This is a genomic window from Streptomyces sp. NBC_01017, from assembly GCF_045162795.1.
Classification (GTDB): Bacteria; Actinomycetota; Actinomycetes; order Streptomycetales; family Streptomycetaceae; genus Streptomyces; species Streptomyces machairae.
Genome location: NZ_CP108683.1, coordinates 4,483,640 through 4,499,230 on the forward strand (window position 1 = coordinate 4,483,640; position 15,591 = coordinate 4,499,230).

Below are 15,591 nucleotides of genomic sequence, written 5' to 3' on the forward strand. Positions count from 1 at the left end.
ACCCTGACGGTATGTCAGATGACGAGTCGTACGAACTGCTCGGGTTCGACAACGTGCTGCTGCCGGTCGGCGACCTCGGCGAGGCCCTCGCGTTCTACGAGCGCGCCGGGTTCTCGGTCGGGTTCCGGCTCGACGAGGCCGGGATCGCAGGGCTGAAGGTCGGCGGCGAGACGCCCGGGATCCTGCTCCGCACGGAGGAAGGGCTGGGATACCGGCCGCCGCCCTGGCCCACCGCGCGCGTGTGGCTGGAGGTGCCGGACGCGCGCGCGGCGGGGCGGGCGTTGACCGGGGCGGGCATGGTGCTGCTCGACGAGCCCGCCTCCGTGGCCACCGGCTGGACCGTCGAGATCGCCGACCCCTGGGGGAACGTCGTCGGGTTCACGGACTACACCAAGCGGCCGATGCTCGGGCGCAGGCCCTGACCTGAGTCACGGCGGGCTGACGGCCTCCCTGCCGGACGCCCGCCGCCGGCGTGGCACAGGCGCGTGACGCAGACCTCACGCAATCGAGTTGAACACGTTCAAAGACAGCTCTAGAGTCTTCACTGTCAGCATTTTGAACGTGTTCAAGGAGGGGGAGGCGTCATGGACCGCACGGTCATCGCCTACGTCATCTACCTGGTCGTCAGCATCGCCCTGACCATCTGGGTGGCCCGCACGCTCAGCCGCAACGGACGGATCTTCCTCGCCGACGTGCTGCGCGGGAACGAGAAGCTCGCCGACGCCGTGAACCACCTGCTGGTGGTCGGTTTCTACCTCGTCAACCTCGGCTTCGTCGCCCTGTACCTGAGCGACGACGACACCATCGTGGACATCCGCGGGGTCTTCGAGGCCCTGTCGACCAAGCTCGGCGTGGTGCTCCTGGTGCTCGGCGTGATGCACCTGGGCAACGTCTACGTGCTCAACAAGATCCGGCGGCGCGGGGTCATGGAGCGGGAGCAGACGCCACCGGTCGCACCGCAGGACTGGGTCGCTCCGTCGGCCGGGGTGTGAGCGAATGCCCGGCGAGGCGACCGGCAGGACGGACGCGGTGGCGGACCGCGTCGCGACCGACACGCCCGGAACCCCGGTCCGCCGCCTGACCGTCCTCCACGACGCCCAGTGCTCCCTGTGCACCTTCCTGCACGACTGGCTCGTACGGCAGCCCCAGTTGGTGCCGCTGGACTTCGTGGCCGCCGGGTCCGACGAGGCCCGGCGGCGCTACCCCGGGCTCGACCACAGCGCCACCCTCACCGAGATCACCGTGGTCGGCGACGCGGGGCAGGTCTACCGGGGCGGCGCCGCCTGGATCGTCACCCTGTGGGCCCTGCGCGAGCACCGGCCGCTCGCGCATCGCCTCAGCACTCCGTCGGGGGCACGGCTCGCCAAGGGTGCCGTGCTCGCCGCCGCCAAGTGGCGAGGGGCGCAGTGGGACGGGACACGCCAGGGCGGGCGTACCTATCGGCGCACGGACGGGTGGTCGTACGACACGAGCCGGGGCTGGACGTACGCGCCGCCGGGCTGCGAGAGCGGCACCTGCGCCACGCGATGAGGCGGGTACCGAGCGAGCCCAACTCGTCCTGAACGGCACGTTTTGGGTCACCGGTTTGGTATGCACCCTTCCAAAACCGGCCCGGGGTTGGCACTCTGCGTCCCGGTTCACCACTCCGCACTCGCACCGACTGTCTGTCGTCCGCCGGGCGGCGCCCATCGGGCCGCCCGGTTCCCCCCATCGCAGAAGGAGTACGCGTGAGAGGCATACCCCGCGTCACCCGCATACCCCGCCCCCTCCTCGACGCCCTGGTCGGCGTCACCGCGCTGCTCACCGCCGGCGCCCTCGCCACACCCGCGGGCGCCGCGCCGAAGCCGGACACCCCGACCGGCGTCCGGTCCGTCTCGGCCGGCGCACAGCAGCAGGCCCGTGAGTTCTGGACATCGGAACGGATGCGCGCGGCCACCCCGCTCGACCTGGTGACCGTGAACGGGCACGTCGACGGCGGCTCGGCGCCCCGCAAGGGCAAGGCGACGACCATCGCGCCCACCACCCCGGCCGACCGCACCGCCTCGGACATCGGCCTCCTGGCCTTCCCGAACGGCGGCGGCCAGTGGAGCGGCGGCGGAGCGGTCGTATCCACCGCGGGCCGCGTGTTCTTCTCGTACCAGGGGCGTACGGCGTCCTGCTCCGGCAACGCCGTCACCAGCGCCAACAAGAGCACCGTGATCACGGCGGGCCACTGCGTGCGGCTGGAGGGCGCCTGGCACACCAACTGGGTCTTCGTGCCCGGCTACCACGACGGACAGGCCCCCCATGGCCGCTGGACCGCGTCGAAGACCCTGTCCACCCCGCAGTGGACGGCGAGCGAGGACATTAACTACGACGTCGGCGCGGCGGTCGTCGCCCCGCTGGACGGCAAGCTGCTCACCGACGTCGTCGGCGGACAGGGGCTGGCCTTCAACACCGGCTACAACCTGCGCATGTACGCGTTCGGCTTCCCGGCCGCCGCCCCGTACGACGGCGAGAAGTTCATCTACTGCAGCGGCAACACCAACCGGGACTTCCTGCTGTCCGACGACCACGGCATGAACTGCAACATGACCGGCGGCGCCAGCGGCGGCCCCTGGTTCACGCAGTTCAATGAGGCCACGGGCACCGGCCTGCTGTCCTCGGTGAACAGCTTCAAGTACAACTTCCTGCCGAACCGGATGTACGGCCCGCACTTCGGCGCCGACGCCCAGAACCTCTACCAGGCGGCACAGGCCTCCTGACCGGCGGCCGAATCGGCACTCGTTAGGCTCTCTTTCCGTGCCCTCGAAGAACGACAGCCCTGAACAGGGCGATGCGCCCAGCAAGTCCGAGCAGACCCGTGCGCTCATCCTGGAGACGGCCATGCGGCTGTTCCAGGAGCGCGGCTACGACAAGACGACCATGCGGGCGATCGCCCAGGAGGCCGGGGTCTCCGTCGGCAACGCGTACTACTACTTCGCGGGCAAGGAACACCTGATCCAGGGCTTCTACGACCGGATCGCCGCCGAGCACCGAGCGGCGGTCCGGGACGTCCTGGCCCGCGAGACCGATCTGGAGGCGCGGCTCGCGGGCGTGCTGAAGGTGTGGCTGGACATCGCCACGCCGTACCACGAGTTCGCGGTGCAGTTCTTCAAGAACGCCGCCGATCCCGACAGCCCGCTCAGCCCGTTCTCCGCCGAGTCGGAGCACGCGCGCGTGGAGGCCATCGACCTCCACCGGCAGGTGCTTGCGGGCTCGGCGAAGACCAAGGTGCCCGAGGAGCTCCGGGACGTACTGCCCGAGATGATGTGGCTCGGCCAGATGGGGCTCGTCCTGTACTGGATCTTCGACCGGACCGAGGGGCGCGAGCGCAGCTATCGGCTGGCCGAGCGGTCCGCCCGGCTGACCGCCCGGGGTGTGGCGCTGGCTCGGTTCCGGGTGCTGCGGCCGCTGGTGCGCGACGTGCACGAGCTGTTCACGGACTTCCTGCCCGGCATGACGAACGCGTTGCCGGACCCGGCGAAGGACAGGACGAAGGGCAAGACCCAGGGCAGGACGCAGGGCAAAGAGGCGCCCGCCGAGGACGAGCGCCCCTGAAGCCTCCTTCCGCGCCGGTCAGTTGACGCCGCCCCCGCGCGGCGCGGCGTCCACCTCGCCCTCGGCCAGCTCGACGTCGTGCACGAGCGGCCCGCCCGTCACGACGACCTGCCCCGCCCGCGACCCGTACGAGGGGGCGGTCGTCGCCAGCAGATACGTCCCCGGCGCCGGCACGGACACGATGTACGAGCCGTCCGCCAGCGACGTCACCCGGTCCACCTGGCGCCCGCCCTTCGTCAGCAGCGTCACCGCCGCCCCGTCGACCGGCTCACCGTCGGCGGTGCGGACGTAGCCGTGCACGGCCGAGGCCCGGCCCGCCTCGGCCGGCTCCTCCTCGGCCGCCGGCGCCGGCGCCTCCTCCTTCGGCTCGACCGCCAGGTGTGGCAGCCGCTTCTCCAGCCAGTCCGGCAGCCACCAGTTGGACGTGCCGAGCAGGTGCATCGCGGCCGGCACCAGTGCCGTACGCAGGATGAACGCGTCCAGCGCGACGGCGGCGGCGAGGCCGATGCCCGCCATCGCGCCCTCCATGTCGCCGCTCAGCACGAACGCGCTGAACACGCAGATCATGATCAGAGCGGCCGAGTTGATGACCCGGCTGGTCTCCGCGAGGCCGACGCGGACCGCGCGCGCGTTGTCCTTAGTGTGCACCCACTCCTCGTGCATCCGGCTCACCAGGAACACCTGGTAGTCCATGGAGAGACCGAACAGCAGGGACAGCATGATGACCGGCAGGAACGACGTGATCGGGCCCTCCTTTCCGACGCCGATCAGCTCCGTGCCCCAGCCCCACTGGAAGATCGCCACCAGGACGCCGAAGGACGCGGCCGCCGCGATGAGGTTCATCAGGGCCGCCGTCAGCGGCACCACCAGCGAGCGGAAGGCCACCATCAGCAGCAGGAAGCCGAGCGCGATGATCGTCGCGACGAAGTACGGCAGACGATCACCGGTCACCGAGGCGAAGTCCTTGAAGACCGCCGTCACTCCGCCGACATGGGCCTCGGCCCCGGACTGCGGGATCACGTCGTCGCGCAGGCGGTCGATCAGCCGGTCCGTCTGCTCGGACTGGGGGGAGGTGGTCGGTACGACCTGGATGACCGTGACGCCGTTCGCGGGCGGGACGGCGGCCACCTGGGCGACGCCCTCGGTCGCCCGGATGCCGTCGACCAGTCCGGCGGGGGCGTCGCCCTCGACGACCACCTGGAGGGGGCCGTTGAAGCCGGGCCCGAAGCCCTCGGCGAGCAGGTCGTAGGCCTGCCGGGTCGTGGTCGACTCCTGGTGGTTGCCCTGGTCGGTGGCGCCGAGGCGGAGCGACAGCACCGGGATCGCCAGGACAGCCATGACCACGACGGCCAGCGCCGCGAGCCGGCGCGGGCGCCTTTGGACGTACGCCGACCAGCGCGCCGCGAGGCCGCTCGCCTCCTCCGGCTCCGGTCCCGCGGCGGCGAGCCGGCGCCGCTGCCGGCGGCTGAGGACGCGCATGCCGAGCAGGCCCAGAAGGGCGGGCAGCAGGGTGATCGCGGCCAGCACGCTCAGGACTACCGTCAGGGAGGTCGCGACGACCACGCCGTCCAGGAACCGCATGTTCATCACCAGCATGCCGGCGAGCGCGATGCACACCGTGCCGCCCGCGAACAGCACCGCTCGGCCGGACGTGTTGAGGGCCGTCACCGCCGACTCCTCCGGCTTCATCCCGCGCAGGATGCCGCGCCGGTGCCGGGTGACGATGAACAGGGCGTAGTCGATACCGACGCCGAGGCCGATCAACGAGCCGAGCAGCGGGGCCACTTCGGGTACGTCCGTGACATGGCTGAGCAGCATCGTCCCGATCAGGCCGGTGCCGACGCCCGCGAGCGCCACGACGATCGGCAGCAGCATCGCGAAGAGCGAGCCGAACGCGAGGAACAGCACGACCGAGGCGGCGAGGATGCCGACCGCCTCCGCGGTGCCCTGCGGCGGCTCCTGGGTGCGGGCGATCGCCTGGCCGCCCAGCTCGACCTGGAGTCCGTCGCGTTCGGCGGCCTGCGCCGTGTCGACGACGTCCTCGATCAGCTCCTTCGGGATGGCGTTCGCCTGCTCGGTGAAGGTGATCTGCGCGTACGCGATCCGCCCGTCCCGGCTGATCTGCGCGGCCCCCTGCGCCGCATACGGGTCGGTGACCTCACCGACCCCCTTCATCCGCCCGATCTCCTCCAGCGCGGGCTCGATCCGGGACCGTACGGACTCGTCCCGGACGCTCCCCCCGCCGTCCCCGTCGACCTTCCACACCACCGTGTCGGTGTCGCCCGCGCGCTCCGGGAAGGCCTTCTCCATCAGGTCGTACGCGGTCGTGGAGTCCGTGTTCGGGAGGGAGAAGACGTTCGCGTAGTTCGTGCCCGCGGCCGAACTCGCCGCCCCCAGGCCGAACAGTGCCCCCAACCACAGCAACAGGACCACCAGCCGGTGCCGATAGCACCACCGTGCCAATGCCGCCACGCTCAACGCTCCTTATTCGGTTCGGTCGGTCCCCCAGGTCCTGGGCAACAGGATTGGCGGCGCCGCGCGCGCGTGGCAGGCGAAGGCCATGACTCTCAAGGAACTCCAAAGCGGCCGGCCACCCGACTGTCAGTGGCGCCGCCGATACTGGGGGCATGACGACGGCTTCCGGCACCGTGCTGATCGTGGAGGACGAGGAGAGCATCGCGGACGTCCTCGCGATCGCCCTGCGCTACCACCGCTTCGAGGTCATGACCGCGGGCACGGTCCGCGAGGCGCTCACGCTGGTCGAGCGCACCTGCCCCGACGCGGCGCTGCTCGACGTCATGCTCCCGGACGGGGACGGCCGGGCGCTCGGGCGTGAACTGCGCGAGCGACGCCCCGACCTGGCGCTCGTCTTCCTCACCGCGCGCGACTCCCCCGCCGAGATCGTCGGCGCCCTCGGCTTCGGCGACGACTACATCACCAAGCCGTTCAACATCGACGAGGTCATCGCCCGCGTCACGGCGGTGCTGCGCCGCACCCGCCCGGCCGACGTCCTGCCGCAGCGCCCGCCCCTGCGGTACGGCGACCTGGAGCTGGACGAGACGACGTACTCCGTGCACCGAGCGGGCCGCACCGTCGAACTCACCCCGACCGAGTACGCCCTGCTGCGCTTCCTGGTGCGCAACGGCGGCCGGATCGTGCCCAAGGAGCAACTCCTGCGCCACGTCTGGCAGTACGAGCACACGCCGCCCGAGTCGACCGTCGTGGAGACCTACATCAGTTATCTGCGGCGCAAGCTGGACACCCTGGGACCGCCGGTGATCACCACGCGGCGGGGCGTCGGATACGGGCTGGCATGAGGCTCGCCGGGATCCTCGACGTCTGCCGCCGGCGCGGCATCCACTCACTGCGCGGCAAGCTGACGCTGGCGAACGTGGCGCTGCTGGCCGTCGGCATCGTCGTCGCGACCGCGGTCAGCCTGATGACCGCGCGGTTCTACCTGCTCGACAAGGTGGACACCGAACTCCAGGGGGCGCGGACCACCCTGCAGAACGCCGGGTTCACCCTGCGGCAGATCGAGTCGCTGAGCGAACTGGGCATCGCGCTGGACAGGTTCAACGGCGGCGGCGCCTCGGACACCGATCCGCTGCCGAGCCCGAGCATGGTGTACGTCGCGGTCGGCTCCGGCGGGAAGCCGGTGGCCCTGGGCCCCTTGCAGCCGACGCCCCGGCAGCATGCCCTCGCCGCAGCCGCGAAGGACCCGGTCGCCTTCGCCGCCGACGAGGAGCCACGGGACGTACGGGTCGAGGGTGACCGCCACCGGATGGTCGGCGCACGGCTGTCGGACGGCACCGTCGTGCTGATCGCCATGCCGACCGAGAGCCTGCACGAGGGCATGGGCAAGGCACTGCGGATGGACCTCGCCGTCGGCGCCCTGCTGCTGGCCCTGCTCGGCTGCCTGACGATGTTCAGCGTGCGCCGCCGGATGCGCCCGCTGGAGGACATGGTGGAGACCTCGTCGGCGATCGCCGAGGGCGATCTGACCCGGCGCGTCCCTTCCAGCCGCGACCCGACCCTGGAGGTCGAACAGCTCCGGGTCGCCCTCAACTCCATGCTCCACCAGGTCGAGTCGGCCTACCGCACGCGCGAGCGCAGCACGGCCCAGCTGCGCTCGTTCGTCGGCGATGCCTCGCACGAACTGCGCACCCCGCTGTCCGCGATACGCGGCTACCTCCAGCTGTACGACAAAGGGATGCTCACCGACCCGGCCGAGCGCAGACGGGCCTGGGACCGGATGAACGGCGAGGTCGACCGCATGGGGCGCCTCGTCGACGAGCTGCTCACCCTGGCCCGTCTCGACCAGCGGCCCGAACTGCGCTTCCGCAACGTCGACTTGAGCCGTCTCGTGCGCGAGGCCGCGGAGGACCTGCGGGTGCAGCAGCCCGAGCGGCCCATCGCCGTCGACGCGGACGGCACACTGCTCGTGCACGCCGACGAGTCGGGGCTGCGGCAGGTGCTGGGCAACCTGCTGAGCAACGTCCGCACGCACACGCCGGCCGATGTGCCGGTGCGGCTGGGGGTGGAGCGGGCGGACGGGGTCGTACGGCTGTGTGTCGCGGACAAGGGGCCGGGGCTGTGCGAGGAGGACGCGGCACGTGTCTTCGACCGGTTCTTCCGGACGGGCGGGGGCGCGGGCAGCGGGCTGGGGATGGCGATCGTGCAGGGGGTGGTGGAGGCGCACTGCGGGGAGGTCGCGGTGCGGACCGCGCCGGGTGAGGGGCTGGCGGTGACGGTGACGCTGCCGTCGCGGTGAGTCATGAGGTGGCTTCGGCGAGGACGAGTGCCCACACCGTCTTGCCGTGCCGCCCCCGGCTCCACACGCCCCACGCCGCGGCCAGGCTCTCCACCAGGTGCAGGCCGCGGCCGGCCTCCTCCGACTCCCCCACCGGCCGCAGGCGCGGCGCGTGCTGGCCCTCGTCCGACACCTCGATCAGACAGGAACCGTCGGCGAGCGCGGTCACGGCGACCTCGAACTCGCGCTCCAGCAGAGGGCCGTGGCGTACGACGTTGGTGGCCAGTTCGGAGACGAGCAGTACCGCGTCCTCCAGCGCCGGATCCCGCGGCCCGTGCCCCCAGTCGGCCAGGTGGTCCCGGACCCGGCGCCGGGCGAGACCTACCGACGCCGGATGCCGGGGCAGCCGGAAGGCGTTGCGTCTCAGCACGTTTGCTCCTCACCCCGCGCACACCTTCGACACATGGTGCAGCGCCGAGTGGCCCCCTGGCATCATCGGGCGGATGTCAAGGCCGCGAGATCGCGTCAGATCCGGGTGAGGCGTCAGGGCTCGGATGGGACGTCAAGGCTCAGGTGGGACGTCAGGGCTCAGGTGGGACGTCAGATCCAGTTGAGGCTCCAGAGCCGGAACAGACCGGTGCCGTCCGACAGATACTGGCCGCCGCCGACGTCCTCGCTGGTGACCACGTATTCCTTGGCCTGCCACAGCGGGATCACGGGGACGTCGCGGGCGACGGCCTCCTGCAGCGAGCGGAAGTCCTTCGTGGCCTCGCTGCGGTCGGCGTACTGCTGACTGGCCGTGATCAGCCGGTCGACGGCCTTGTCGCTGTAACCGGTGTTCATGGTGCTCTTGGTGCCGACGAGCGGGCCGCCGTAGGTGTCCGGGTCGGGGAAGTCGGCGACCCAGCCGACGGCGTACGCGTCGAGCTTGCCGCTCGCCCAGCGCTTCTGGAAGTCGGTCCACTCGTAGCCCTTGACCGTCACCTTGAACAGCCCGCTCGCCTCCAACTGCCGCTTGAGCTCCGCAGCCTCCTCGGCGCTCGCGGCGCCCCGGCCGGTGGCGTAGCCGTAGGTGAAGCGGACGGGCAGGCTGACGCCGGCCTCGTCGAGCAGGGCGCGCGCCTTGGTGGGGCTCAGGCTTGGGTAGCTGTCGAAGAACGACGTGGTGTGGCCGGTGATGCCCGTCGGGATCAGCGAGAACAGCGGGTCCACGGTCCCCTTGTAGACCGTGGCCGCCAGCCGCTCGCGGTCGATCAGCCAGGCCAGGGCCTGCCGCACCCGGACGTCGTGCAGCGGCGAGCCCGCCCGGGTGTTGAAGTACAGATTGCGGATCTCGGAGCTGTCGGCCTCGGAGACACGCTGGCCCGGGTCGGCGGAGTTCAGACCGGCGAGGACCTCGGGCGGCAGCGTGCGGGTGGCGACATCGATCCGCTTCGCCTTCCACGCGCTGTCGAGGGCGTCCGCGTCGGAGTAGTAACGCAGTTCGACGGGACGGCCGGTTTCCTTGAGAGCGCCCTTGTAGAGGGAGTTGGGTGCGAGGACGGCCTTGCTGTCCTTCGTATACGCGGTCAGGGTGTACGGGCCGGTGCCGTCGACAGCGTTGTCGGTGCGCAGCGCGTCGGCCGGGTACTTCTCACGGTCGACGATGGCGCCCGCCCCGGTGGCCACCTTGAGCGGGAACGTCGCGTCGGGCGACGACAGTCGGAAGGTGACCGTACGACCGCCGGCACTCACCGAGCCGAGGGTGTCCAGCAGGGAGGACGGGCCGACGTCCGACTTGATCCGCTTGACCCTGTCGAAGGAGTACTTGACGTCCTGTGCGGTCATGGCGCGCCCGCTCGGAAAGGTGAGTCCCTCGCGCAGCTCGCAGCGGTACGTACTCAGGTCACTGCCGACGAACTCGCAGCTCCGGGCCGCGTCCGGCACGGGTGTGACCCCGCCCGGCTCGAACGTCAGCAGTGACTGGAAGACGTTGTTGAACAGCGCCCACGAGCCGGCGTCATAGGCGCCGGCCGGGTCGAGCGACGTGACGGCGTCCGTCGTGCCGACCGTGATGGTCCTGTTCTCGTCCCGCTGCGACGGCAACAGCTGCCAGCCGCCCACTCCCACGGCCGCCAGCACGAGCAGCGTCGCGAGAATCCGCATGCGAACCGAACGCATGGGTGTGCCCTCTCCCCGGCCCTGAACGGGCCCCGCATGAGCAGTGAATCGCGCCGCCTCCCCTTGGCGGCGCGCACACCTAATCACACGCGTTTCAGCAGGGGGAAGAGGATTCTGGTGACATGGGAAAGAACTTACCTACGGGCGTTTCGGCCGTGTTTCACAGGTGGTCCGTAGTTCATTCACAGGCCAAGTGAGGCGAGTTGGACCGGCCTTGTGCGGGCCGGGCAGCCGTCGTCAGGCCTGACGGGACGCCAGCTCGATCACCGTGATGTCCGAGGGGGCGCCCACCCGCGTCGGAGGACCCCAGGCGCCCGCGCCCCGGCTGACGTACAGCTGGGTGTCGCCGTACCGGTCCAGACCGGCCAGGGTAGGGTTCGCCAGCTCCGCGACGAGATTGCCCGGCCAGAGCTGGCCGCCGTGGGTGTGGCCGGAGAGCTGGAGGTCGACGCCGTGGTCGACGGCGTCGTGGATCTGGATCGGCTGGTGGGCGAGGAGCACGCACGCGCGTGCCGTGTCCCGGTCGCCGAGGGCCTTGGCGAAGTCGGGGCCCTGGCCCTCGCTCTCGCCCGCGACGTCGTTGACGCCGGCCAGGTCGAAGTGGGGCAGTTCCGTGCGGGCGTTCTCCAGGGGGCGCAGGCCCAGGCGGCGTACCTCCTCGACCCACTGCTCGGCGCCCGAGAAGTACTCGTGGTTGCCGGTGACGAAGAACGCGCCATGTCTCGCCCGAAGCCCGGCGAGCGGGGCCGCTGCCGGGCCGAGGTCCTTCACGCTGCCGTCCACCAGGTCGCCGACCACCGCGATCATGTCGGGCTGCGTGCCGTTGATCGTGTCGACGACCTTCTGCGCGAAACCGCGGCCCAGGACCGGGCCCAGATGGATGTCGCTGACGACGGCGATCCGGTAACCGTGCGCCGCGCGCGGAAGCTTGGCCAGCGGGACGGTGACCCGCTTCACCTTGGGACCGCGCACTACTCCGTACGTGCCGTAACCGACGGTCCCTACGGCAGCCGCGGCGGCGGCACCAGCGAGGACTCTGGAGACGAAGAGGCGGCGGGTGGGGGTGGCCAGGGGGCGGGAGGGGGCTGTGGGGTCGGGGGTGGGGGTGGGGGTGGGGGCCGGGGTGGGGTCGGTCGGGGTTGCCGGGGCCGATCCGTTCGCAGACGCCGAGGCCGATCCGTTCGCGGATGTCGCGATCGGGTCCGTCACGGGCGCCGAGGACGTGCTGGTGGTGAGGGTCGGAGACGGGTCGGTCGTGAGCGCCGGGGCCGCGTCGGTCTTGGTCGCTGCGGCAGCGCTCGTCGAAGGCGCCGCGGCCGAACCTGTCGTTCGTGCCGTGGCCGGGACTGTCGTGGGCGCCGTGGTCGAGCCCGTCGCAGGCTCCCCGGTCGGGATGGCCGTGGGCCCCGAGTCCGGGGCGGCCGTGCGCATCGGCGTCGGGCCGGACGCGTGGGTGAGGGTCTGGCGATCGGCTGGTCCCGTGTCGGGTGACGTGACCGGCGCCATACCTGCCGGCACCGGCTTCGGCTCGGGCTCGCCCGCGCGCGCCCGCCGCTCGAGCCGGCGTCGCAGCAGTGGTCGTACGACCTCACCCGCCAGGACGCCCAGCATCAGGTACATCGACAGCGCCAGCCACAGGAAGCCCGGCCAGGCCAGGACCTGCTGGAGCCAGAAGGGCGCGCCCGAGCGCTCGGCAACGAGGGCCCCGATCGTCAGCGCCCAGCCACCGGCGATGACCACCACGCCCGCGCGGCGCACGAACCCGGGGCCGCGGGTCGTGTCGCGGAACAGACGGCGCCACAGCCACCAGTTGCCCACCACCAGGACGGACAGCACCAGCAGTGCGACAAGCGCGAAGACGATGACCACGCCGACGTTCCCTTTCCGTTGCGTGCTGAGTGAACGCCCGGCGCGATGGCCGAGTTCCTATGACGTCCGGCGCAGTGCGCGCACTCCACGCAACCCGATCACGCCGACGACCGTCCCCAATACGAAGGAGACGACGGCGAGCAGCAGATGCACCCAGAAGTACGCCGTCGGGTGACCGTCGTCGAACGCGAGCCCGCTGCTGTCCTTGATCAGGTTTTTGACGAAAGTGACCCAGATGACCCAGCTCCACACCCCGAAGGCGAGCAGGAACCAGGAGACGGGGCGGCTGAGCTTCATGCGTTCAGTATCGCCGTCGCGTGTCCGGCCCTCCGAGCGGGGTGGGGACAGAAGCGGGACTTCCATGGGAACGGCATGTACGTTCTCGCTCGTGTCCGCACCCAAGAAGACCACCGGGCGAGCCCTGCTGGTCACTTCAGCCGTCGTGTCGTCCCTCGCGCTGACCGCGCCCGTCTCCTACGCGGCCCCCAAGCCGTCACCGAGTACGAGTCCGTCGGCCACTCCCCCGGCGAACATGTCGACCGTTGGCGGCGAGCGGCTGGGGCAGCCCGGCACCCAGGTGAACCTCGCGGGCGGCGTCCCCGTCCTGCCCAAGGACCTGACCGCCCGCTCCTGGGTCATCGCCGACGCCGAGTCCGGCGATGTGCTCGCCGCGCACAACCCGCACTGGCGGCTCGCGCCCGCGAGCACCATGAAGATGCTGTTCGCCGACACGGTGCTGCCGAAGTTCCCGAAGACCACGGAGCACAAGGTCGTCCCGTCCGACCTGGCGGACATCGGGTCCGGCTCCAGCATGGTCGGGATAAAGGAGGGTGAGACGTACAGCGTCCACGACCTGTGGCTCGGGGTCTTCCTGCGCTCCGGCAACGACGCCGTGCATGTGCTGTCGAAGATGAACGGCGGAATCGACAACACCGTCGAGGAGATGAACGAGCACGCCGAGGAGCTGCAAGCCCTCGACACGCACGCGGTGTCCCCCGACGGCTACGACGCTCCGGGCCAGGTCTCGTCGGCGTACGACCTGACGCTGATCGCCCGCTCGGGGCTGCAGAAGAAGGACTTCCGGGAGTACTGCTCGACCGTCAGCGCCAAGTTCCCGGGCGAGACGACGAAGAACAAGAAGGGCAAGTCCGTCCGGGAGACCTTCGAGATCCAGAACACCAACCGGATGCTCAGCGGCGACTCCGACATCTCCGTCTACCAGGGCATCGCGGGTGTCAAGAACGGCAATACGACGAACGCCGGCTCCACCTTCACCGGCGTCGCCGAGCGCAACGGCAAGGTGCTGCTCGTCACCGTCATGAACCCGGAGAAGAGCGAGCACAACGAGGTTTACAAGGAAACCGCGAGGCTCTTCGACTGGGGCTTCCAGGCGGCCGGCAAGGTGCAGCCGGTGGGTGAGCTGGTGCCGCCGAAGAGCGCGGCGCAGGCCACCGCCCAGCCGGGTGCGAACGACTCCGGGGAGGCCGGCGGCACCGGGGACGCCGAGAAGTCCTCGAAGTCGGCGGTGGGTGCCTCGGCCGCGGACGGCTCGAGCGGCGTCGGGGTCGCGCTCGGGATCACCGGCGGGGCGCTGGTGCTGCTCGCGGCGGGCGCGTTCCTGATCAACCGCCGGTGGCCGCTGCCCGACCTGGTGCGGCGTCGGGGCCGTTCCTGACCCCGGGCTGCCCGGGCTGACCCTTCCCGGGTTCATCCTTCCCGGGCTCCCTGTTCTCGGGCTCGCCGGGGCCTTCGGACTCGTCGGCGAGCTCGACCTCCTTGCTCTGCGTCGCCGTCCAGGCGGCGCAGAACACCACCAGCTTCGAGGTGAAGTTGATCCACAGCAGCAGGGCGACAGGCACACCGAACGCGCCGTACATGCTCTTCGTCGCCACGCCCTGCATATAGCCGCTGAGCAGCAGCTTCAGCAGCTCGAACCCGATCGCGCCGATCAGTGCGGCCACCATCAGCCGGCGGCGCGGCGGTTCGACGCCGGGCAGCAGGGTCAGCACGTACAGCAGGAGCAGGAAGTTGGCGAGCACGGCCACCAGGAACGCGGCGGTCTGCAGCAGGATCCCGCCCCAGCCGCCCTCGTCGATGCCCAGCTGCCGGGTGATCCAGCCGACCAGGGCGGAGGCGACCGTGGAGGCCGCGATCGTCACGAGTACGGCGCCGCCGAAGCCGAGGAGGACGCCCGCGTCCTTGGCCCTGCGCAGGACGGGGTTCTCCTCGTCGTCGGGGAGCTCCCACACCGCGCGCAGGCACTCGCGCGTGGCCGTGACCCAGCCGATGCCGGTGACCAGCAGGGCAGCACCGGCGATGAGACCGACGGTGCCGGCGTTCTGCACCAGCGCGTCGATGTTGAGCTGGTCGGAGATGCCGGGCACCTGATCGGCGATCTTGTCCTCAAGCTTGTTCTGCTGCTCCGTGCTCAGCGTCGCGGCGGCGATCGCGGCGGCCACGGTGAGCAGCGGGAACAGCGCCACGAAGCTGGTGAACGTCATCGCGGCGGCCAGCCGTGTCCACTTCACCCGGTCCATGCGCTCGTACGACCGCCACGCATGCGTGGTCATCAGCCAGGTCGCCGCGGACCCGACGACGGGGAGTTTTTTCAGCCAGTCCATGATCCGAATCTGCCCTCCCTCCGGAAGACCAATGTCCGTGTGCCCCAAAACCGCAGGACCGTAGCCAGCACCATCCCGATTCCGGCTCCGGACACGGTGTCCGCGCGCTGGGAGGTGAAGCCGAGCCCGTAGTGGCTCACGGTGAGACACAGCAGCTGTACGGCCGCCCCGGCGGCGTTCACCACGAGGAAGAGGGCGTAGGGGCGCAGGCCCCTCGGGTGGGTGTGGCGGTAGGTGCCGAGGGCGTTCCCGACGTAGGCGACCGTGCAGGCGGCCACGAAGGAGAGGGCCTTGGCGGTGAGGGGGTCGAGGGCGGCCGGGCCTCGCAGCCAGGTGAAGAGGGCGAGGTCGACGGTGTAGGCGAGGAGGCCGACGCCGGCGAAGCCGAGGAGTTCCCGCCGGTCACCCCACACACGCGTGGCGCCCGCCTCGCCCCCGCGCTCCCACACACGCGTACCCCCCGCCTCACCCCAGGGCTTCCCCACACGCGTGCCGACTCCCTCATCCCGGCTATCCCCCACACGTAGGCCATCCCCGTCACCCCCGCCCTCAGCCACAGGCGTGCCGACCCCCTCACCCCCGCCGTCCCACGCACGCGTGCCGACCTCTTCA

Annotated in this window: 15 protein-coding genes; 8 read left to right on the plus strand and 7 right to left on the minus strand. The window is 70.8% G+C overall.

Going from position 1 to position 15,591, the window contains the following annotated elements:
• The first annotated feature begins 11 nt into the window (after window positions 1–11).
• The 5 genes from OG331_RS20255 to OG331_RS20275 all read left to right on the plus strand — a co-directional run bounded on the left by OG331_RS20255 (window position 12) and on the right by OG331_RS20275 (window position 3,579).
• The gene (locus OG331_RS20255) at window positions 12–422 is read left to right on the plus strand and encodes a VOC family protein (protein ID WP_406198193.1); all 411 of its coding nucleotides are present in this window, start codon (window positions 12–14) and stop codon (window positions 420–422) included.
• 162 nt (window positions 423–584) lie between these two features.
• Window positions 585–992, plus strand: a complete 408-nt coding sequence (locus OG331_RS20260) for a hypothetical protein (RefSeq protein ID WP_406198195.1) — start codon at window positions 585–587, stop codon at window positions 990–992.
• A 4-nt stretch (window positions 993–996) separates the two neighbouring features.
• Window positions 997–1,530 (plus strand): thiol-disulfide oxidoreductase DCC family protein, encoded by a 534-nt coding sequence (locus tag OG331_RS20265; RefSeq protein WP_406198197.1) that lies wholly within the window; start codon window positions 997–999, stop codon window positions 1,528–1,530.
• A gap of 197 nt (window positions 1,531–1,727) precedes the next feature.
• On the plus strand, window positions 1,728–2,744 hold the full coding sequence (locus OG331_RS20270) for a trypsin-like serine peptidase (RefSeq protein WP_406198199.1): 1,017 nt from the start codon (window positions 1,728–1,730) through the stop codon (window positions 2,742–2,744).
• A gap of 37 nt (window positions 2,745–2,781) precedes the next feature.
• Window positions 2,782–3,579, plus strand: a complete 798-nt coding sequence (locus OG331_RS20275) for a TetR/AcrR family transcriptional regulator (RefSeq protein ID WP_406198201.1) — start codon at window positions 2,782–2,784, stop codon at window positions 3,577–3,579.
• 18 nt (window positions 3,580–3,597) lie between these two features.
• Here the strand turns inward: OG331_RS20275 and OG331_RS20280 are convergent, their stop codons facing one another.
• On the minus strand, window positions 3,598–6,042 hold the full coding sequence (locus OG331_RS20280) for an MMPL family transporter (protein WP_406210159.1): 2,445 nt from the start codon (window positions 6,040–6,042) through the stop codon (window positions 3,598–3,600).
• Between the two features lie 164 nt (window positions 6,043–6,206).
• On the opposite strand from OG331_RS20280, the gene OG331_RS20285 reads away from it, so the two are divergent.
• Together OG331_RS20285 and OG331_RS20290 are read left to right on the plus strand one after the other, a co-directional pair.
• Window positions 6,207–6,896, plus strand: coding sequence for a response regulator transcription factor (locus OG331_RS20285; protein ID WP_365061233.1), 690 nt, complete (start codon window positions 6,207–6,209; stop codon window positions 6,894–6,896).
• Window positions 6,893–8,350, plus strand: a complete 1,458-nt coding sequence (locus OG331_RS20290; RefSeq protein ID WP_406198204.1) for a sensor histidine kinase — start codon at window positions 6,893–6,895, stop codon at window positions 8,348–8,350. Before OG331_RS20285 ends, OG331_RS20290 begins: the two co-directional genes overlap by 4 nt.
• A 1-nt stretch (window position 8,351) precedes the next feature.
• On the opposite strand, the gene OG331_RS20295 is transcribed toward OG331_RS20290, so the two are convergent.
• The 4 genes from OG331_RS20295 to OG331_RS20310 all read right to left on the minus strand — a co-directional run bounded on the left by OG331_RS20295 (window position 8,352) and on the right by OG331_RS20310 (window position 12,655).
• On the minus strand, window positions 8,352–8,759 hold the full coding sequence (locus OG331_RS20295) for an ATP-binding protein (protein ID WP_406198206.1): 408 nt from the start codon (window positions 8,757–8,759) through the stop codon (window positions 8,352–8,354).
• 170 nt (window positions 8,760–8,929) lie between these two features.
• On the minus strand, window positions 8,930–10,489 hold the full coding sequence (locus OG331_RS20300; protein ID WP_406198208.1) for an ABC transporter substrate-binding protein: 1,560 nt from the start codon (window positions 10,487–10,489) through the stop codon (window positions 8,930–8,932).
• A 237-nt stretch (window positions 10,490–10,726) separates the two neighbouring features.
• Window positions 10,727–12,358: a metallophosphoesterase gene (locus tag OG331_RS20305; RefSeq protein WP_406198210.1), complete on the minus strand. Its 1,632-nt coding sequence runs from the start codon at window positions 12,356–12,358 to the stop codon at window positions 10,727–10,729.
• Window positions 12,359–12,415: 57 nt separating this feature from the next.
• Window positions 12,416–12,655, minus strand: a complete 240-nt coding sequence (locus OG331_RS20310) for an SCO4848 family membrane protein (protein ID WP_062702372.1) — start codon at window positions 12,653–12,655, stop codon at window positions 12,416–12,418.
• A gap of 91 nt (window positions 12,656–12,746) precedes the next feature.
• Between OG331_RS20310 and OG331_RS20315 the strand changes: the two genes are divergently transcribed.
• Window positions 12,747–14,033, plus strand: coding sequence for a D-alanyl-D-alanine carboxypeptidase family protein (locus tag OG331_RS20315; protein WP_406198212.1), 1,287 nt, complete (start codon window positions 12,747–12,749; stop codon window positions 14,031–14,033).
• Here OG331_RS20315 and OG331_RS20320 read toward each other — a convergent pair.
• Together OG331_RS20320 and OG331_RS20325 are read right to left on the minus strand one after the other, a co-directional pair.
• On the minus strand, window positions 13,981–14,979 hold the full coding sequence (locus OG331_RS20320) for a YihY/virulence factor BrkB family protein (protein WP_406198214.1): 999 nt from the start codon (window positions 14,977–14,979) through the stop codon (window positions 13,981–13,983). The two genes, OG331_RS20315 and OG331_RS20320, sit on opposite strands and share 53 nt — an antisense overlap.
• Entirely contained in the window at window positions 14,967–15,392 is a 426-nt protein-coding gene (locus OG331_RS20325) for a GtrA family protein (protein ID WP_406210162.1), read from the minus strand. The genes OG331_RS20320 and OG331_RS20325 overlap by 13 nt, the downstream gene beginning before the upstream one ends.
• Window positions 15,393–15,591: the final 199 nt, after the last annotated feature.

Excerpts from the sequence above, each read along its gene's own strand:
- OG331_RS20260 (WP_406198195.1), top strand. The coding sequence starts at position 585 with ATGGACCGCACGGTCATCGCCTACGTCATCTACCTGGTCGTCAGCATC.
- OG331_RS20320 (WP_406198214.1), bottom strand. The coding sequence starts at position 14,979 with ATGGACTGGCTGAAAAAACTCCCCGTCGTCGGGTCCGCGGCGACCTGG.
- OG331_RS20300 (WP_406198208.1), bottom strand. The coding sequence starts at position 10,489 with ATGCGTTCGGTTCGCATGCGGATTCTCGCGACGCTGCTCGTGCTGGCG.
- OG331_RS20285 (WP_365061233.1), top strand. The coding sequence starts at position 6,207 with ATGACGACGGCTTCCGGCACCGTGCTGATCGTGGAGGACGAGGAGAGC.
- OG331_RS20255 (WP_406198193.1), top strand. The coding sequence starts at position 12 with ATGTCAGATGACGAGTCGTACGAACTGCTCGGGTTCGACAACGTGCTG.
- OG331_RS20310 (WP_062702372.1), bottom strand. The coding sequence starts at position 12,655 with ATGAAGCTCAGCCGCCCCGTCTCCTGGTTCCTGCTCGCCTTCGGGGTG.
- OG331_RS20290 (WP_406198204.1), top strand. The coding sequence starts at position 6,893 with ATGAGGCTCGCCGGGATCCTCGACGTCTGCCGCCGGCGCGGCATCCAC.
- OG331_RS20265 (WP_406198197.1), top strand. The coding sequence starts at position 997 with ATGCCCGGCGAGGCGACCGGCAGGACGGACGCGGTGGCGGACCGCGTC.